Here is an 18,505-nt window from a genome sequence, read left to right as displayed (position 1 = left end):
CCGGGCTTGTTGGTGGGCATCGGATCGATTTGGAGGAACGGCACCGGTGAGCGCGGGACGTGCGGTCGGACTGCTACTCGGAGTGGCCGCGGACGCGGCGATCGGCGACCCGAAGCGCGGGCATCCGGTCGCGATCTTCGGCAAGGCCGCACAGGCCGCCGAGCGGGCGCTGCACCGGGACCAGCGCCTCGCCGGCATCGCCTACACCGGCCTGCTGGTCGGCGGCACGGTCGGCGTCGGGGTGCTCGCGCAGCGGTTATCGCGGCGCAGCCCCGTGCTGGAGGCCGCCGTCACCGGGCTGGCCACCTGGGCGGTGCTGGGCGGCTCGTCGCTGGCCGACGAGGGCACCGCGATGGCCCGGATGCTCGACGCCGGGGAGATCGACGCGGCCCGCGTGCGGCTGCGCAACCTGTGCGGGCGGGACTCGGCGGTGCTGGACGGGCAGGGCCTGGCGCGGGCCACGGTCGAGTCGGTCGCCGAGAACACCTCCGACGCGGTGGTCGCACCGCTGGTGTGGGGTGCGATCGCAGGGGTGCCGGGGCTGATCGGCTACCGCGCGGCCAACACGCTCGACGCCATGGTCGGCCACCGCTCGCCGCGCTACCGCAACTTCGGCTGGGCCTCGGCGCGCCTGGACGACGTGCTGAACCTGGTGCCGTCCCGGCTCGCGGCCGTGCTGACCTCGGCGTGCGCGCCGGTGGTCGGCGGCTCGGCGGGCGGCGCGTGGCGGACCTGGCGGCAGGACGCCTCGGCGCACCCGAGCCCGAACGCGGGCCAGGTCGAGGCGGCGTTCGCCGGTGCCCTCCAGATCCGGCTCGGCGGCCGGACGGTGTACGGCCACGTGGTGGAGCAGCGCCCGGTGCTGGGCGAGGGCCGGACGGCGGACGCGGGCGACGTGACGCGCAGCGTCGAGCTCTCGCGGGTCATCGGCACGGTCACGGGAGTCCTGACGGCGGCGTTCGCCCTGACCCGAGGCATCCGCCGGGACCGCCGGAACCGCTGACGTTCCGCCTGGTCAGGCCCCGTGAGTGTTTTGTGCTGCTATAGCAGCACAAAACACTCACGGCTCGTGTCAGGCGTGGTTGGTCTGCTGGGTGGCGTCGTCGGCCGGGGTCGCCGGCGCCTCGGATTCGGCGTTGCGGCGGGCCTCTTCTTCGCGCTCTCGGCGCTCTTCCTCGGCGATCGCCTCGGCCACCGACATCTTCCGGCGGCGGCCACCCTTCGCGCCGGGCTCCGCTTGGCCTGTGGGCTTCTCCGCAGCCGGTGCGTTCCGCCAGGCCGGGCGGGCGTCGGCGCGCAGCTCCGAGTACATCAGGTAGCCGATCGCGATGATCGCCATGATGCCGAAGGCGATCCACTGCAGGGCGTAGGAGAAGTACGGCCCGGACTCCAGGCGGGGCAGCGGCATGGCGCCCAGCACGCCCGGCTGGCCGTCGTTGAGCACCACGTAGCCCGGGCGCAGGGCGAGGCCGGTGCCGTTGGAGATGGTCTCCGCGTTCACCGCGTAGGCCCAGCGGTGCCCGTCGTGGTCGAACAGTGGGCGCTGCTTGCTGTCCTGCTCGTCGGCCCGGACGCGGGCGGTGACCGAGATGTCGCCGGTCGGCGCGGCGGCGTAGTCCGGTGCCCGGGTGCCGTCCACCGGGCGGATGAAGCCCCGGTCGACCAGCACCGTCGTGCCGTCGTCGAGCCGGAACGGGGTCAGCACCTCGAACGCGGGCTCGCCGAGCACCGTGCGCTGCCAGGCCAGCGTTTCGCGCTCCGGCAGGTACTGCCCGCGCAGCACGACCTGCGACCACTCGGTCCGCTGGTCCGGCGCCTGCCCGGCGGGCAGCACTTCCGCGAGCGGCTTCGGCGGCGCGTGGAACGACTCGGAGATGGCGTTGTTGCGTACCTGCGCTTCGTCGCTGCGGCTGAACTGCCAAGGGGCCAGGAGCGTGAAGCACAGCGACGCGAACACCACGACCAGTGCGATCAGGCCGAGCCAACCAGGTCGTAGCAAGAACTTCAGGCGCACCCTTCTACGGTAAGCGGCCGACGCCGGGCCTCGCCGCCGCCCCCGGTGCCCGCCGCCCCCGACCCGGTGTCCGAACTCGGGTGTTATGAGTCTTTTGTGAGAGTTGTCACCTCGGACTCAGTGGCGGAGGGCGGAGCGGGCGGCGGCGACGGCTTGTCTCGCGTAGCCACCGCCGAAGAGCACCGCGTGCACCAGCAGCGGGAACAGCTGGTGCAGTCCGATCCGGTGCTCCCAGCCTTCGGCCAGCGGGCTGACCTCTTGGTACGCCGCCACGACGCGGTCCAGGTGGGGGCAGCCGAACAGGTGCAGCATCGCGAGGTCGGTCTCGCGGTGCCCGCCGTGCGCGGCCGGATCGATCAGCCAGGCCCGCTGCGCACCCCAGTGCACGTTGCCGCTCCACAGGTCGCCGTGCAGCCGGGCCGGCGGCTCGGCGGGCCCGGCGATTTCGTCGAGCTGCGAGCACACCAGCGAGATCACCGCGCCGGCCTCGGCGCTGAGCGTTCCCGCGTCGACGGCGCGGCGCAGGTACGGCTCGATCCGGTGCCGGGCGTAGAAGGCGGGCCACTGCTCGCCGGGCTCGTTGCGCATCTGGGCGAGGCCGATCCACGCGTCAGCCGGGCCGCCCGGCGGCGCTGCGCCGAAGGCGGGCGCACCGGCCGCGTGCAGCGCGGCGAGTTCGCGGCCGAGCCGCTCGGCGGCCCGCGGGCTCGGCGCCGCCGCCGGGATGTGCTCGGTGACCAGCCAGTTCTCGTTGTGGCCGTGCACCTCGGGCACGGCGACCGCGTCGGGCTCGGCGAGCCAGGCCAGCGATGCCGCTTCGGCCGCGATGGCGCCGGGCATCGGCGTGGTCTTGGCGAAGACCGTCGTGCCGTCGTCGAGGCGGATCGCGAACGCGGCCGCGGTGCCGCCGCCGCCGAGCCGGCGCACGTCGTCCGGCGTCCGCCCGGTGATCTCCGCTACAGCTGCCCGGGCTTGGTCGCGCATCGCCGTCACAGCCGCTCGCGGACCCAGGCGAGCAGGCCCGGCGTCGCGGCCTCGATCATCGCCAGCACGTCGTCGAACCCGTTCGGCCCGCCGTAGTACGGGTCCGGGACCTCGGCGCCGTCGGCGGAGTCCGGGTCGAAGGCGCGCAGCAGCCGCACCTCGGTCGAGCCGTCGACGAGGCGGCGCACCGCGCGCAGGTGCCCGGCGTCCATGGCGACCAGCAGATCGGCGCTCAGGTGGTGGTCGTCGATCTGGGCCGCGACGTGTTCGGTGGGGTAGCCGTGGTCGGCGAGCACCTTCGCGGTGCGCGGATCGGCCGGCTCGCCGACGTGCCACGGCCCGGTTCCGGCACTGGTGACCTCGACCTGCCCGTCCAGCCCGGCCCGCCGCAGCTGCTCGCGGAACACCAGGGCGGCCATCGGGGAACGGCAGATGTTGCCGGTACAGATGAAGGAGATGTGCACGTTTCCCGAGGGTACGGACCGCTCGCTGCCGGCTCAGGCCACGGGGACCGGAGGAGCGGGTCGTTGGCCTCGAGGCGCGGATCGGGCGGCAGATCGCGCCTGCTGGATCACGAGGGGATCACCGTCGCCTTCGCGGCGCACGGGCCGGATTCAGTCCTGGTTAGACTGCCCGGGATGAACAGCGGGGACGACCGGGATTCGTTGCGCCACCACGGCGACGTCGACGCCGAGCACGGCCTGCTCGACTTCGCGGTGAACGTCCGCCTCGACCGCCCTCCGGCGTGGCTTCGCCACCGCCTCGCGGCGGCGCTGGACCGCCTCGGCCGCTACCCGTCGGCCGCCGACGACCTGGCCGCTCGGACGGCTGCCGCCGCCCGCCACGGCCGCGCTGCCGACGAGGTCCTGCCGCTGGCCGGGGCCGCGGAGGGCTTCGCTCTCCTGCCGTCGCTGCGCCCCCGCCTCGCCGCGCTGGTGCACCCTTCGTTCACCGAGCCGGAGCTGGCGCTGCGCACCGCCGGTGTCGAGGTCGTGCGGGTGCAGTTGGATCCGGCGGATGGTTATCGCCTGGACGCGGCCGCGGTGCCGGAGCAGGCGGATCTCGTGGTGCTGGGCAACCCGACCAACCCGACGTCGGTGCTGCATCCGGCGGCGGAGATCCGGCGGTTGCTGCGACCGGGCCGGGTGGTGCTCGTCGACGAGGCGTTCGCCGACACCGCGCCGGGCGAGCCGGAGTCGCTCGCGGGCTGCCGGGAGCCGGGGCTGCTGGTGTTCCGCAGCCTGACCAAGATGTGGGGGCTTCCGGGGCTGCGCGCCGGGTATGCGCTGGGCGAGCCGGAGCTGCTGCGGCGGTTGTCCCGCTATCGGCCACATTGGCCGGTCAACGCGCTGGTGCTGGAGGCGATGATCGCCTGCTGCGAGCCGGCGGCGCTGGCCGAATCCGGGCAGGCGGCGGCCGAGTTCGAGGAGCACCGCGACGGGTTGGTCGCGGAGCTGGATGGCATTCCGGGGCTGCGGATCGCGCTGCCCGCCCGTGCCCCGTTCCTGCTGTTGCAGGTCGATGGCGGGGCCGAGGTGCGGGAAGCGCTGCGGCAGCACGGCATCGCGGTCCGCCGGGGCGACACGTTCCCCGGCCTCGGCCCCGATCACCTGCGGGTCGCGGTTCGCGACCCGGCGCAGAACGCTTTGCTGGTAAAGGCTTTACGCGACATCTTGGGACGGGGGTGAGCCGGTGGTGGTGCGGCTTCGAGAGGTGATCGGCGCGCTGGAGGAGGCGTATCCGACCGAGCTGGCGGAGAGCTGGGACGCCGTCGGACTGGTGTGCGGCGATCCGGATTCGGTCGTGCAGCGGGTGCTGTTCTGCGTGGACCCGGTCGAGGCCACTGTGGACGAAGCGGTCGATTTCGGTGCGCAGCTGGTGGTTGCGCACCACCCGCTGCTGCTGCGCGGGGTGCACGGGGTGCCCGCGGACGATCCCAAGGGGCGGATCGTGCACCGGCTGATCCGGTCCGGCATCGGCCTGTACTGCGCGCACACCAACGCCGACAGCGCGGTGCAGGGCGTCTCGGATGCGCTGGCCGCGGCGATCGGCCTGACCGTGCTCCGGCCGCTGGCGCCGCACGCGGAGGGCGCCGGCACCGGGCTCGGGCGCATCGGCGAGCTGCCCGAGGCCGAGCCGTTCCGCGACTTCGTGAGCCGCGTCGCGCACAACCTGCCCACCACGGCTTGGGGCGTGCGCGGCGCGGGCGACCCGGACCGGCCGATCCGCACCGTCGCGGTGTGCGGCGGCGCGGGTGACTCCTACCTGGCGACCGCGGCGGCCGCCGGTGTCGACGCCTACGTGACCGCCGACCTGCGGCACCACCCGGCCGGCGAGCACCTGGCGCGGGCCGACGTGCCCGGCGCCGAGGTGCCGGCCCTGGTGGACGTGGCGCATTGGGCGAGCGAATGGCCGTGGTGCCAACAGGCCGCGGACACCGTCGCCGCCGCGCTGCCGGATACAGTCGAAGTCCTCGTTTCCACCCGCCGCACCGACCCGTGGACCGTTCACGCCGGCGCGGCATCCGACCCAGGGAGGGCGCTCGCGTGAAAGCCGACCCCGCCGTTCAGCGACGGCTGCTCGATCTCGCGGAGGCGGACGCGGAACTCAACCGCGTCGAGCACCGCCGGCGCACGCTGCCGGAGCTGGATCAGATCGGCCAGGCCGAGGGCGAGGTGCGCGCCAAGCGCGACGAGCTGGTGGTCGCCCAGACCGCGTTCAGCGACCTGGACCGCGAGGTCAAGCGGCTGGAGAACGAGGTCGACCAGGTGCGCGCCCGGGAGCAGCGGGACCGCGACCTGATGGCGGCCGGCGCGTCCGCCAAGCAGCTCGAAGACCTGGAGCACGAGCTGCAGACGCTCGCCCGCCGCCAGGGCATCCTCGAGGACGAGCAGCTGGAGGTCATGGAGCAGCGCGAGGCCCTCGAAACGAACGTGACGAAGTCGCGCGAGGCCGTCGCCGCGGCAGAGGAGCGGCTCACGGACATCCAGTCGCGCCGCGACGAGGCGCTCACCGACCTCGAGGTGGCGGAGACGCGCCGCAAGAGCGAGCGGGATCTGATCGTCAAGGCGATGCCCGCGGACCTCCTCGCGCTCTACGAGCGCATCCGCGGGCAGCGCGGCGTCGCGGCCGGGCTGCTGCAGGGCGCCCGGTGCGGCGCGTGCCGGATCGAGCTGGACCGCACCGCGCTGAACGAGGTGCGTGAGGCCGCGGCCGATGACGTGGTCCGCTGCGAGGAATGCGGCGCGATCCTGGTGCGGGAGAACCGGTGAGCTCGCGGGTCGTCGTCGAGGCCGACGGCGGATCGCGCGGCAATCCGGGCCCGGCCGGCTGCGGTGCGGTGGTCAGCGATGCCGAGTCCGGCGAGGTGCTCGCCGAGCGCTCGATCGGACTGGGCGTGGCGACCAACAACGTCGCCGAATACCAGGGCGCCATCGCCGGTCTGCGGGCCGCCGCCGAGCTCGGTGCCACCGAGCTCGAAGTGCGGATGGACTCCAAGCTGGTCATCGAGCAGCTCGCCGGCCGCTGGAAGGTCAAGCACGTCAACCTGCAACCGCTGGCCGCCGAGGCGCGGCAGCTGATCGCCGGGTTCGACCGCGTGGACCTGCAGTGGGTGCCGCGCGCGCAGAACGCGCACGCCGACCGGCTGGCCAACGAGGCGATGGACCAGCAGGCCGGCGGTACCAAGCAGTCGAGCGGCGCGGCGCCTTCCGGTACCGAGCAGGCGGAGACGAGCTCCGCGCGGATCCGGCCGTCCGGATGGCTCGGAGCCGACGGCACGCCGACGAAGATGCTGCTGCTGCGCCACGGGCAGACCCCGATGTCGGTGGACCGGCGCTATTCCGGCCGGGGCGACGTCGCGCTGACCCCGCTGGGGGAGCGGCAGGTGCGCGCCGCCGGCAAGCGCCTGGCCGCGATGGACGGCGTGATCACGGCGGACGGCGTCGCGCCGGTGATCGCCTCGCCGCTGACCAGGACCCGGCAGTCCGCGCAGGCGGTGGTCGACGCGACCGGCGGCGAACTGCACTTCCACGACGGCCTGCTGGAAACCGACTTCGGCGACTGGGAGGGCCTCACCTTCGGGGAGGCCTCCGAGCAGTTCCCGCAGCTGCACCGGAAGTGGCTCGGCGACCCGAGCATCGTGCCGCCGGGCGGCGAAAGCCTCGACGCGGTCTTCCAGCGGGTCACGGCGGCCCGTGACGATCTCCTCGCCCGGTACGCGGGTCAGACGATCATCGTGGTCAGTCATGTGACGCCGATCAAGGCGCTGCTGCGCCTCGGCCTCGACGTCGGCCCGTCGATGTTCTACCGGCTGCACCTGGATCTGGCGTCGCTGTCGATAGTGGAGTTCTACCCGGACGGCAACGCCTCGGTCCGCCTGGTCAACGACATCTCCCACTGGTCGTAGAACCTGTTTCCAGGCTCGTCCTGCTTAGCGGTGCGAGTGGCGGAATCTCAGAGGCCTTCTCACTGTGGGATCCCCGACTTATGTATGTCCAAATACGCGGCGTCGGGGCTGTCCTCGCGAGAAGGCCTCTGAGAACCCGCGGCGGTGCCGGCTGCGAGGGTGGGCTAAGCGGCTGCGCCGCTTCAAAGACAAAGGCCAAACCACAGTCGAAACCCTCTGAAGAGCCTCGTTACCGTTTCAAACGCCGAGCCTTGGTGCTGTTGCGCCGAAAATTCGCTCCCGATGATCACCCAGCGCATCTGATCCGCTTCGCACCGTTCCTGGTTCAGACCATTGACATGTGTGAGGTGGGTTACTAGCGTGCCCTGAAACCGTATAGGAAGTTAACGGATAGGGGTTTCGGTGGCGCGGGAAGCGGGGGCGGCGCGGGACGGGAGTCCGCGGCTGCTGCGGGCGATCAACGATCGGGCCGCGATCGAGGCGATGCTGCGGCGGGGCGCGCTGACCCGGGCCGAGCTCGAAGCCGTCATCGGCCTGTCCAAGCCCGCGACCGTCGCGCTGCTCGCCCGGCTGGAGAAGGCCGGCATGGTGCGCCGCGACAAGCTGCGCGGCGGGAATCGCGGGCCCGCCGCCCAGATGTGGTCGGTGAACGGCGTCCTCGCGCACGTCGCGGGCGTGAGTCTGACCCCAGACGAGGTCGACATCGTGATCGCGGACATCACCGGCGAGATCCGCGTGGAGCACCGCAGCGCGCTGCCGTCCGGCAACGACGCGCCGCTAGCGTTCGCCACCGCGATGACCGAGGCCGCCGCCCGCGCCGAGCTGCGCCCCGACCAGCTCGCCAAGGTCGTGATCGGCTCGCCGGGCGCCGTGAACCCGGCCACCGGGCACCTCGGCTTCGCCCCGCACCTGCCCGGCTGGGAAGGCTTCGACCTGCCCGGCCGGCTGCGCGCCGAACTGGGCACCGACGTGCTCGTCGACAACGACGTGAACCTGGTCGCGCTCGTGGAGATGACCGCCGGACGGGCCCAGCAGGTCCGGGACTTCGTGCTGGTCTGGCTCAGCGACGGGCTCGGCGCCGCCGTGGTGATCGACCGCGTGCTGCACCGCGGGGTGACCGGCGGGGCGGGGGAGATCGACTGGATGCGCGCGCCCGACCGGGCCCGGCTGGACACCGGCGTCGATCGCACCGGCTCAAGGCTGGGCGGCCTGCTCAGCTACCGGTCGATCAACAAGCTCGCCCGCGCGCACGGCCTGAAGGCCCGCAACGGCGCGGCGGCCGTGCAGGCGGCTCACGCCGCGGGCGCCGCTGGGCAGGCGTTCCTCGCCGACCTGGCGCGCCGCGTCGCCACCGGCGTCGCCGGTGTCGTCAGCGTCCTCGACCCCGAAATCGTGCTGCTGACCGCCGAGATCGCGCAGGTCGGCGGCCGTCAGTTCGCCGACCTGGTCGCCGCCGAGCTGCACCGCCTCGTCGTGCCGCGCACCCCCGTGGAACCGGCGGAGTGCACCGAGCGCGCGGTGCGCGCGGGCGCCCTGCAAGTAGCCCTCGGCCTCGCCCGGGAGCAGGTCTTCGGCCTGCCCGCCACGGCGGTGGGAATCCGATCCGACCCGGAAGTCCAGTTGGAGGAGGCGCGATGAGTCGGTTAACGGTCGTGAGCGGCCGTTCCGGTAAGAACCGGAACTATCGCTCACGAGCACTAGCGGCAGCGGGCACGGCGGTGGCGGCACTGGTCGCCGCGTCCTGCACGGCAGGATCCACATCGGACGGTCCGCAGCCCGCGCCGGGACCGGACCAGCAGGTCACCATCTCGGTGTCCAGCCAGTTCACCGACCGCGAGCTCGACGTGCTCAACCGGGTGCTCGACGGGTTCCACGCCAAGCACCCGAACATCACCATCAACAGCCAGGGCAACCAGGACGACGACAAGATCACCCAGGCCATCCGCGGCGGCAACCCGCCGGACGTGGCGATCTCGGCGGAGACGATCAACCTCGGCCAGTTCTGCTCCAGCGGCGCCTGGCAGGACCTCGGCCCCTACCTGCAGCGCGACCAGGTCGACCTGAACCAGATCCCGAAGGTCGTCCAGGAGTACACGCAGTTCCAGGGCAAGCGCTGCGCGATGCCGCTGTTGGCCGACGTCTACGGCATGTTCTACAACGCCGACCTCTTCGCCAAGGCGGGCATCACCGCGCCGCCGAAGACCATGTCCGAGCTGACCGATCTCGCCAAGCGGCTCACGGAGTTCAACCCGGACGGCTCGATCAAGGTCGCCGGTTTCCTGCCGGTGCTGACCTCGCAGGCCAACCACCCGTGGAACTGGGCGCCGCACTTCGGCGCGGAGTGGCTGGACGCGCAGGGCAAGTCGGTGCTGGGCCAGGACCCGGGCTGGCAGGAGATGTACCGCTGGCAGAAGGAACTCGTCGACTTCTACGGCTGGGACAAGCTGGTGCAGTTCACCGCCGGGCTCGGCCAGCAGTACTCCGCGGACAACGCCTTCCAGCAGGGCAAGATCGCGATGATGATCGACGGCGAGTACCGCACCGGGTTCATCGAGGACGACGCCCCGAACCTGCGCTTCGGCACCGCGCCGTTCCCGGTCGCCGACAGCAGGCCCGAGCTCTACGGCACCGGCTTCGTGACCGGCACCATCATCGGCATCCCGCGCGGCGCGGAGAACGCCGGCGCGGCTTGGGAACTGGTCCGCTACCTGACCACCGACACGACGGCGCTGGTGGAACTGGCCAACGGCCTCAAGAACGTGCCGACCACCACCGCCGCGCTGCACGATCCCCGGTTGGAGAGCAGCGAGCAGTACAAGACCTTCCTGGACCTGTTCGACAACCCGCAGCTGGTGGCCAGCCCGCCCAGCCCGAACGGCAGCGCCTACATGAAGTCCACTGAGGACTTCTCGGTGAAGTGGCAGAGCGGTCAGGTCGCCGATCTCGGCGGGGCGTTGCGGGAACTCGACGCCCAGATCGAGGCGGCCAAGGCGCTGGGCGGCGGCTGACGGCATGGTGGCGACGTTGGAACGGACGCGGCCGGGGCGGGCTGCCCCGCCCCGCGCCCGCACGGCGCGGAACCGCCTGCGGGTGCTCGGCTTCATGGCGCCCTGGATCATCGGGTTCAGCTGCTTCTTCGCGTATCCGCTGCTGGCCACGGTGTTCTTCTCGTTCACCGGCTATGACCTGCTGACCCCGCCGGAATGGGTCGGGCTGCGCAACTACGCGTACCTGTTCTTCGGCGACCCGGTGGTGCGCATCGCCGTGGTGAACACGATCTGGCTGGTCGTGGTCCTCACCGCGCTGCGCGTGGTGTTCGCGCTCGGCGTCGCCGCCGTGCTCGCCCGGTTGCGCAGCGGCGTCGGGCTGCTGCGCACCCTCTGCTACCTGCCCGCGCTCGCCCCGCCGGTGGCGGCCACGCTGGCGTTCACCTTCCTGTTCAACCCCGGCACCGGGCCGGTGAACGGGCTGCTGGGGCTGCTGGGCATCGACGGCCCGCTGTGGTTCAACGACCCGGCGTGGGCCAAGCCCGCCCTGACGCTGCTCACGCTGTGGGGCAGCGGCGAGCTGATGATCATCATGCTGGCCGCGCTGCTGGACGTGCCGCAGGAACTGCACGAGGCGGCGGCGCTGGACGGCGCGGGGCCGGCCCGCCGGTTCTGGCACATCACGCTGCCGTCGATCGCGCCGGTGCTGCTGTTCGGCGTGGTCAACTCGATCATCTTCGCGCTGCAGTACTTCACCCAGGCCGTGGTCGCCGGTTCGGTGGCCTCCGGGCAGGCGGAGGTGGTGGGCAGCAGCAAGGTCCTGGGCTACCCGGACAACGCGACGCTGACCTTCCCGGCCTGGCTCTACCAGCAGGGATTCCACTACTACAACATGGGTTACGCGGCGGCGATGGCGGTCGTGCTGTTCGTGTTCTCCCTCGGTTTCACCGCGTTGCTCATCCGCCGGATGCGCGGCGGCACCAACGCCGAGGAGGTGGGCTGAATGGCTTTGTTGAAGCGGCGAAGCCGCTTGACCCACCCTCGCAACTTGCACCGCCGCGGGTTCTCAGGTGTCTCCTCGGGAGGACAGCCTCAGCGCCACGTATTGGCATACACAAGTCGGGGATCCCGGACCGAGCGGGCGCCCGAGGTTCCGCAACCCGCACCGCCACGCAAATCGAGCACCAGGAAGGAGGTGGGCTGATGTCGCACGGCCGGTTGTACTGGGTCGCGGTGCACAGCGTCGGGATCGCGCTCGGGCTGATGTTCCTGCTGCCGCTGGTTTTCGTGTTCCTCACCGCGGCGATGTCCGACCAGCAGGCGCTCACCGCCGACCTGTGGCCGCAGGAGTGGCACTGGGAGAACTTCGGTGAGGTCTTCACCAAGGCGCCGATGCTGCAATACCTGACCAACAGCCTGCTGTACTCGGTGCTGGCCACGGCGTTCATGCTGATCTCCAGCATCCCGGTGGCCTATGCGCTGGCGAAGCTGCGCTGGCGGGGCCGCAACGCCGCGTTCGTGCTGGTGATCGCGGCCATGATGCTGCCGCCGCAGGTCACTGCGGTGCCGCTGTACATCGTGTGGACCCGCTTCGAGCTCACCGGCACGATCTGGCCGCTGATCATCCCGTACCTGTTCGGCGACGCGTTCAGCATCTTCCTGCTGCGCCAGTTCTTCCTGACCATCCCGCAGTCCTACGTGGACGCCGCGAAGGTGGACGGCTGTTCCGAGTTCACCGCGATGCTGCGGGTCGTGCTGCCGATGGCGCGGCCCGGCATCGCCGCGGCGGCGATGTTCTGCTTCCTCTACACCTGGAACGACTTCTTCGGCCCGCTGCTCTACGCCGGTGAGAGCCAGCAGTCCTGGACGCTGTCGGTCGGGCTGGCGTCGTTCCGCGGCATGCACCGGGTGGAGTGGAACCTGACGATGGCCGCGACCGTGCTGGTGATGCTGCCGGTCATCGTGCTCTTCCTGTTCGCGCAACGAGCCTTCGTCCGCGGTATCACCTTCACCGGAGTCAAGGGGTAGCGGAATGTGTCGAGGGGGGAGGAGGTTGATGATTTGGTAGATCGTGGAGGTTGTCGGTGCCGGTCGATACTGTTCTCGGTGATGAGGACGGCGCTGCAGGCGTACCGGTTCGCTCTGGACCCGAACCCTGGGCAGGAGTCGGCGTTGCGGTCGCATTGTGGTGCGCAGCGGTTCGCGTTCAACTGGGGGCTGGGCCGCATCAAAGCCAACCGTGATCAGCGGAAAGCCGAAGCATCGTACGGCCTGGACGGTGATGAGTTGACGCCGTCTGTGAGCTGGTCGGCCTACAGCTTGCGCAAGCCAAGCTGCGCCTGTCCGACCGTGCTTTCACCTGCTCCTCCTGCGGGATGAGCTTGGATCGTGACCTCAACGCGGCCCACAACCTCGCCAAGCTTGCTGAGGCCACGACGTCCTCCCCGAGTTGCGGGGCGACGGTAAACGAGCCCGACGGAAACCCACACAAGCCCCGCAATACGCGGGCAGCGGGTATCGCCACGGGAAGACCCGCGCTCAACAGCGCGGGCCAACGCCGGCACCGCAAGGTGCTGGCTCACAACACGTGTCCACACACTTCGTGAACGGTAGCCAGCGATGAAACTAACCGTGGTGGGCGGCGGTTCCACCTACACACCCGAACTCATCGACGGTCTCGCGGCCCGGCGGGAGCCGGCCATCGACGAGATCGTGCTGGTCGATCCGGACGCGGAGCGGCTGGAGGTCGTCGCCGCGTTCTGCCGCCGGCTGCTGCAGGAGGCGGGCCACCCGGCGCGGCTGCGCACCACGCCGGACGTCGTGGAAGCCGCCAGCGGGGCGTCGGCCGTGCTGCTGCAGCTGCGCGTCGGCGGCCAGGAGGCGCGCTTCGGGGACGAGACGTTCCCGCTGGACTGCGGCTGCATCGGACAGGAGACCACCGGTGCCGGCGGCCTCGCGAAGGCGCTTCGGACCGTCCCGGTGGTGCTGGACATCGCCGAGCACGTGCGGGCCGTCGCGCCGGACGCCTGGATCGTCAACTTCACCAACCCGGTCGGCATCGTCACCCGTGCGCTGCTGGCGGAGGGGCATCGCGCGGTCGGGCTGTGCAACGTCGCGATCACCTTCAGCCGCTGGATCGCGCAGCTGCTCGACGTCACGCCCGACGCCGTCCGGCTGGAGCACACCGGCCTGAACCACCTCACCTGGGTGCGCGGGGTCCGCGTCTACGGCTGCGACGTCCTGCCGGAGCTGCTGGCCGAGCACGCCGACGCGCTGGCCGGGCACATCGGCCTGCCGCCCGGCCTGATGCGGCGGCTCGGCATGGTGCCGTCCTACTACCTGAAGTACTTCTACGCCCACGACGAAGTGCTGGCGCAGCAACGCAAATCGCCACCTCGCGCGGCCGTGGTCGCCGACGTCGAACGCGACCTGCTCAAGCGGTACGCGGACCCGTCGGTGACGAGGAAGCCCGAGGAGCTGACGCAGCGCGGCGGGGCCTACTACTCGGAGGCCGCGGTGCAGCTGGTGCACGCCCTGACCGCGGGCGGCCCGGCGGAACACGTGGTGAATGTGCGAAACGACGGCGCGTTGCCGTTCCTGCCGGACGACATGGTCGTCGAAACCAACTCCACTGTGGACTCAATGGGAGCCCGGCCGCTGCCGGTGCGGCCGGTGGAGCCCGCGCTGGCGGGCCTGATCGGCCACGTCGCCGGATACGAGCAGCTGGCCCTGGACGCGGCGCTGCGCGGCGGCCGCGACCGGGTCGCCGACGCGCTGCTGGCGCACCCGCTGATCGGTCAGCACGCCGTCGCCGACGAGCTGGCCGACGAACTGGTCCGGCGCAACGCCCCGTTCCTGCCGTGGGCCCGATGAAGCCCGCGGTGCTGGCCATCGACGGCGGCAACAGCAAGACCGACGTGCTGCTCGTCGCCGCCGACGGGTCGGTGCTGGCCGCCGTGCGCGGGCCCGGCGCATCGCCCCAGCACGTCGGCGTGCAGCGGTGCCTGGACAGCCTCGCCGACCTGGCGCGGCAGGCCGCCGCCCGGGCCGGGTTGCCGCCCGCGTCGCCGTTCGCGGCGCACACCGCGGCGTGCCTGGCCGGGGCCGACCTGCCCCGCGAAGAGCTCGAACTCCGCCGGGCGATCGAAGAACGCGGCTGGTCGGATTCGGCGACGGTGGACAACGACACCTTCGCGCTGCTGCGCGCCGGCACCGACGACGGCGTCGGTGTCGCGGTGGTCTGCGGTGCCGGGATCAACGCCGTCGGCGTCGCGCCCGACGGCCGGACCTCCCGCTTCCCGGCGATCGGCCGGATCTCCGGCGACTGGGGCGGCGGGGCGTTCCTCGGGCAGGAGGCGCTGTGGTGGGCGGTGCGCGCCGAGGATGGTCGCGGCGCGCCGACCGAACTGCTGCCCGCCGTGCTGGCCCACTTCGGGGTGCGCACCGCGGCGGAGGTCGTCGAGGCGCTGCACTTCGACGAACTGCCCGCGACCGCGCTGCACGGGCTGTGCCCGGTGCTGTTCGAGGTCGCCGAGGGCGGCGATGCCATCGCCGGCGAGCTGGTCGACCGGCTCGCCGAGGAGATCGGGCTGCTCGCCACCGTGACGCTGCGCCGACTCGGGCTGCTCGACGGGCCCGCGGTGGTGGTCCTCGGCGGCGGGGTGCTCGCCGGGGCCGGGCGGCGGCTGCTGCCGGACATCACGCGCCGCTGCGCGAAGGTCTCGCCGGAGGTGGATGTTCGCGTCGTCGAGGCGCCGCCGGTGATCGGCGCGGGACTGCTCGGCCTCGACCGGATCGGCGCCGACCCGGTCGCCCTGCGCAGGCTGGCCGGGGCCGAGCCCCGGCCCGTCGGCTGAGCGGCTGTTCGGGATGTAGTGGAGTGCGGTAGGGCGGGTTTTTGAAGCGGTGCAGCCGCTTTGCCCACCTACGCAACTTGCACCGCCGCGGGTTCACGGTGCCCACCCCTTCCGGGGTTCTTCCAGCGAGGACAGCCGACGCGTCGTATGGGTCCAGACTTGTGTGTCGGGGATCCCACAGCGAGCAGGCCGCAGTAACTCCCGCAGGGGGCCGCTACCCGCACCGCTATGCGAACCGAGCCCTCGAACAACTGAACAAGCTGTGGCGGATGAGCCGGCCTGTAAGCCGGATTCTGTTCTCGGGAGCCTTGCGGCCGGCCCGGTCGGTGACCATCCATCTGGGCCTGCCGTCGCCGGCAGGCTCGGTGCGGCCTACCCGCGGACATCGGGCGAGCAGCCCTCGAACGTCCGCGCAGACGCCGCGAGGGCGTCCTCTTGACCTTGCTCCGGGTGGGGTTTACCGAGCCACCCCGGTCGCCCGGGGTGCTGGTGGTCTCTTACACCACCGTTTCACCCTTACCCGGCGAAAACGCCGGGCGGTCTGTTCTCTGTGGCACTGTCCCGCGGGTCGCCCCGGGTTGCCGTTAGCAACCACCCTGCTCTGTGGAGTCCGGACTTTCCTCGACGAGATCGCTCCCGCCGCGGTCACCCGGCCGACTCATCCGCGCGTTCGAGTCTAGAGGGTCCGGGAGGCCTTCCGCGCAGGTGGTCGACGCAGCCCCGGGCGCTGGAACACATGATCGACCCGGCAATCGGCGGATCCCTCGGGCGGGCTAATCTCTGCGTGCGCGCGATGGGCGTTTTGCGAAGTTTCCCAGCGTGCGCGTTCAGTTGCGGAGGGTGACGGCGTTGGGTTCTTGAGGTCGGGGCGATCGGTGCCGCTGCGGCATCGGTTTCTCGGGAGTCCGCGACGCCGCGCCGACGCTTCGCGCCGCCAGTCGGCGTCCTTCTTTCTTCTCGCGCGTCGAAAGCGAAACGCGCTGATCCATCGTTCGGAGCGAACATGACGAGATTCGTGGCGCCCAGCGCCGACGAACACGACGAGATACCGGCCGAGTCGCCCGCCGAAACCGCGGCCGGGACGCCCACCCGCCCCGCCGGCCGGCCCTTCCGGGATGCCGCCGCGTGGCTGATCGGCGGGCTGTCGTTACTCGTCACCGTGTTGTTCCTGGTGGTCAACCTGGCCTACAACCAGTGGCACTTCATCCCGCCCGTCGACGACGTCTACATCCACCTGCAGTACGCGCGGCAGATCGGCACCGGGCACTTCCTGCAGTACAACACCGGCGACCCGATCAGCACCGGCGCGAGCAGCCTGCTCTACGTGCTGATCCTCGGCGGCGCCTACGCGCTGGGCGTGCAGGGCGAGGCGTTCCTGCCGTTCGCGATGCTGTTCGGCGCGCTGTGCATGGCGCTGACCGCCGCGCTCACCTACCGGCTCGGCACCCGGCTCGCCGGCCGCCAGGTCGGGATCTGGGCCGGGCTGCTCGTCGCGCTCAGCGGCCCGCTGGCGTGGGGCGCCACCAGCGGCATGGAGATCGCGTTCGTCGCCTTCCTGCTGATCGCGCTGCTGCTGGTGTTCACCGCCGAGCGCGCGACGAACCGGTTCCTGTGGACGCCGCTGGTCGCCGTGGTGGCCGCGATGACCCGGACCGAGGCGCTGCTGTTCGCCGGCGTGCTCAGCCTGGCGATGATCTGGCACGTGATCGCGCACGCCCGCGGCACCCGCGCCGCCTGGCCGCGTGTGATCGGGCGGATCGCCTGGATCGGCCTGCCGGTCTACGCCGCCGCCGGGCTTTACGCGTACTACTGGGCGGCGACGGGTTCGGCGGAGCAGAACGGCGTGCTGGCCAAGTCGCTGCTGCACATGCCCGCGGTGTACCCGCTGGAAGTCGCGGACAAGGTGCTCAGCAACTTCCACACCTTCCTGACGGCCTTCGCCGGACTGTCCACTCAGGACTACATCTTCCCGGGCGCGCTGCTGCTCGCGGTGATCGGCGTGATCGGCCTGTTCCGGCGGTCCCCGCAGTGGCGCGGCCTGGCTCTGGCCGTCGGGATCGGCGTGGTGCTGGTGCTGGCCTCGGTGTCGACGCTGGAGTTCGCCGACGTCCACCACATGCGCTACGTGCAGCCGCTGATGCCGATCCTGCTGCTGTTCGCCGTCGTCGGAATCCACACGGCGGCGCAGCTGTTCACCGGCGGCGCGCGGCGCTCCGTGCTGGCCGGCGGCGTCGTGCTGGCGCTGCTGTTCACGGTCTCCCAGCTGCCGGCGTGGAGCCTGCGGCAGGCCCAGCAGGCGGCCGGCATCCGCGACCAGCAGGTGAGCATCGCCCACTGGATCAAGGGGAACCTGCCGCGCGGGGCGAACGTCGCGGTCAACGACGTCGGCGCGATCACCTACTTCTCGGACCGCTACGTGGTCGACCTGATCGGGCTGGCCACCACCGGGTTCGCCACGCCGAACCTGCACGGCGCCGGCAGCCTCTACGAGGAACTGCGGTACCTGCCGGAGGACCGGCGACCGGACTACTTCGCCATTTTCGACTCGTGGAGCGTGCACGGCCTCGGCGAGGCCGGCCTGTTCGGCCGCGAGCTGATCACCTTCGAGCTCAAGTCGCCGACGTTCTCGCACACGCCGCTCGGCGGGCTGTCGGCCTGCCAGGCCGCGCGGACCTGCAACAAGGTGACCATCTACCAAGCGGACTGGAACGCGCTGGGCTCCGGCGACGAGCCGCTGACGGCCATCGACGGGCAGATCCGCGACCGGCTCAACGTCGCCGACCTGCGCGACGAGGAACGGCACGACTACCAGGTCGTCCCGGCGCACCAGGGCTTCCAGCCGCGCACCCACGTCAAGACGGTCACCGGGCCCGACGGCGGTGACGTCGTCGACAGCGGCCGGCACGTCGTCGGCGGCGAGACCTTCACCTTCCACGACCTGACCCCGAACCGCGCGGTGACGATCATCGGCCGCGTCGACGCGACCGAGCCGCAGGGCGCCGAGCCGACCGGTTCTCGCGCCGTCCAGGTCGCGGTGAACGGGGAGGTCGCGGGCGTCTGGAACTTCGACGCCGACCCGCGCGGCTGGGTCGAAAGCACCTTCTCGATCCCGGCCGAGCTGGTCACCGACTCGACGATGACCGTCGAACTGGGCCCGCTGCAGGAATTCCTCGGCCCGTATCCGGATTACCAGTCCTACGCCTACTGGGTCAGCCAGTAGCGCAATCGGCGGATGCCAGCGCCCCGGCCCTCGCGG

Annotated in this window: 17 protein-coding genes and 1 other RNA gene; 14 read left to right on the top strand and 4 right to left on the bottom strand. The window is 71.5% G+C overall.

Annotation, left to right across the window (positions count from 1 at the left end):
- The first annotated feature begins 46 nt into the window (after window positions 1-46).
- Complete coding sequence (locus AB0I53_RS26070) at window positions 47-1,003, top strand: cobalamin biosynthesis protein (RefSeq protein ID WP_358608034.1); 957 nt, start codon at window positions 47-49, stop codon at window positions 1,001-1,003.
- A gap of 69 nt (window positions 1,004-1,072) precedes the next feature.
- Here AB0I53_RS26070 and AB0I53_RS26065 read toward each other — a convergent pair whose 3' ends face one another.
- The 3 genes from AB0I53_RS26065 to AB0I53_RS26055 all read right to left on the bottom strand — a co-directional run bounded on the left by AB0I53_RS26065 (window position 1,073) and on the right by AB0I53_RS26055 (window position 3,462).
- Window positions 1,073-2,014 (bottom strand): SURF1 family protein, encoded by a 942-nt coding sequence (locus tag AB0I53_RS26065; RefSeq protein WP_358608031.1) that lies wholly within the window; start codon window positions 2,012-2,014, stop codon window positions 1,073-1,075.
- A gap of 117 nt (window positions 2,015-2,131) precedes the next feature.
- On the bottom strand, window positions 2,132-2,998 hold the full coding sequence (locus AB0I53_RS26060; protein WP_358608028.1) for a fructosamine kinase family protein: 867 nt from the start codon (window positions 2,996-2,998) through the stop codon (window positions 2,132-2,134).
- A 5-nt stretch (window positions 2,999-3,003) separates the two neighbouring features.
- Entirely contained in the window at window positions 3,004-3,462 is a 459-nt protein-coding gene (locus AB0I53_RS26055; RefSeq protein ID WP_358608025.1) for a low molecular weight protein-tyrosine-phosphatase, read from the bottom strand.
- Window positions 3,463-3,636: 174 nt separating this feature from the next.
- Between AB0I53_RS26055 and cobC the strand changes: the two genes are divergently transcribed.
- The 12 genes from cobC to AB0I53_RS25995 all read left to right on the top strand — a co-directional run bounded on the left by cobC (window position 3,637) and on the right by AB0I53_RS25995 (window position 15,249).
- On the top strand, window positions 3,637-4,686 hold the full coding sequence (gene cobC, locus AB0I53_RS26050; RefSeq protein WP_358608022.1) for an Rv2231c family pyridoxal phosphate-dependent protein CobC: 1,050 nt from the start codon (window positions 3,637-3,639) through the stop codon (window positions 4,684-4,686).
- 7 nt (window positions 4,687-4,693) lie between these two features.
- Complete coding sequence (locus AB0I53_RS26045) at window positions 4,694-5,548, top strand: Nif3-like dinuclear metal center hexameric protein (protein ID WP_358608019.1); 855 nt, start codon at window positions 4,694-4,696, stop codon at window positions 5,546-5,548.
- Window positions 5,545-6,270 carry a C4-type zinc ribbon domain-containing protein gene (locus tag AB0I53_RS26040; protein ID WP_358608016.1) on the top strand — a complete coding sequence of 242 codons (726 nt, stop codon included), beginning with the start codon at window positions 5,545-5,547 and terminating at the stop codon, window positions 6,268-6,270. Before AB0I53_RS26045 ends, AB0I53_RS26040 begins: the two co-directional genes overlap by 4 nt.
- Window positions 6,267-7,406, top strand: coding sequence for a bifunctional RNase H/acid phosphatase (locus tag AB0I53_RS26035; protein ID WP_358608013.1), 1,140 nt, complete (start codon window positions 6,267-6,269; stop codon window positions 7,404-7,406). Before AB0I53_RS26040 ends, AB0I53_RS26035 begins: the two co-directional genes overlap by 4 nt.
- A 402-nt stretch (window positions 7,407-7,808) precedes the next feature.
- On the top strand, window positions 7,809-9,044 hold the full coding sequence (locus tag AB0I53_RS26030) for an ROK family transcriptional regulator (protein WP_358608010.1): 1,236 nt from the start codon (window positions 7,809-7,811) through the stop codon (window positions 9,042-9,044).
- Window positions 9,041-10,414 (top strand): ABC transporter substrate-binding protein, encoded by a 1,374-nt coding sequence (locus tag AB0I53_RS26025; RefSeq protein ID WP_358608007.1) that lies wholly within the window; start codon window positions 9,041-9,043, stop codon window positions 10,412-10,414. Before AB0I53_RS26030 ends, AB0I53_RS26025 begins: the two co-directional genes overlap by 4 nt.
- A gap of 94 nt (window positions 10,415-10,508) precedes the next feature.
- Window positions 10,509-11,396, top strand: coding sequence for a sugar ABC transporter permease (locus tag AB0I53_RS26020; protein WP_358608162.1), 888 nt, complete (start codon window positions 10,509-10,511; stop codon window positions 11,394-11,396).
- Window positions 11,397-11,596: 200 nt separating this feature from the next.
- On the top strand, window positions 11,597-12,421 hold the full coding sequence (locus AB0I53_RS26015) for a carbohydrate ABC transporter permease (protein ID WP_358608004.1): 825 nt from the start codon (window positions 11,597-11,599) through the stop codon (window positions 12,419-12,421).
- An 81-nt stretch (window positions 12,422-12,502) separates the two neighbouring features.
- A complete protein-coding gene (locus AB0I53_RS26010; RefSeq protein ID WP_358608001.1) occupies window positions 12,503-12,772 on the top strand; it encodes a helix-turn-helix domain-containing protein in 270 nt (89 codons plus the stop codon).
- The gene (locus tag AB0I53_RS26005) at window positions 12,697-12,999 is read left to right on the top strand and encodes a zinc ribbon domain-containing protein (protein WP_358608159.1); all 303 of its coding nucleotides are present in this window, start codon (window positions 12,697-12,699) and stop codon (window positions 12,997-12,999) included. Before AB0I53_RS26010 ends, AB0I53_RS26005 begins: the two co-directional genes overlap by 76 nt.
- A gap of 13 nt (window positions 13,000-13,012) precedes the next feature.
- Complete coding sequence (locus AB0I53_RS26000; protein ID WP_358607998.1) at window positions 13,013-14,266, top strand: 6-phospho-beta-glucosidase; 1,254 nt, start codon at window positions 13,013-13,015, stop codon at window positions 14,264-14,266.
- Window positions 14,263-15,249 (top strand): BadF/BadG/BcrA/BcrD ATPase family protein, encoded by a 987-nt coding sequence (locus AB0I53_RS25995; protein ID WP_358607995.1) that lies wholly within the window; start codon window positions 14,263-14,265, stop codon window positions 15,247-15,249. The genes AB0I53_RS26000 and AB0I53_RS25995 overlap by 4 nt, the downstream gene beginning before the upstream one ends.
- A 266-nt stretch (window positions 15,250-15,515) precedes the next feature.
- On the opposite strand, the gene rnpB is transcribed toward AB0I53_RS25995, so the two are convergent.
- Window positions 15,516-15,910, bottom strand: an RNA gene (rnpB, locus tag AB0I53_RS25990) — RNase P RNA component class A.
- 342 nt (window positions 15,911-16,252) lie between these two features.
- On the opposite strand from rnpB, the gene AB0I53_RS25985 reads away from it, so the two are divergent.
- Window positions 16,253-18,469, top strand: coding sequence for a hypothetical protein (locus AB0I53_RS25985; protein ID WP_358607992.1), 2,217 nt, complete (start codon window positions 16,253-16,255; stop codon window positions 18,467-18,469).
- The last annotated feature ends 36 nt before the right edge of the window (window positions 18,470-18,505 follow it).

The organism is Saccharopolyspora sp. NPDC050389 (assembly GCF_040655595.1).
Taxonomy (GTDB): Bacteria; Actinomycetota; Actinomycetes; order Mycobacteriales; family Pseudonocardiaceae; genus Saccharopolyspora.
This window is presented reverse-complemented; position numbering and strand designations above follow the sequence as displayed.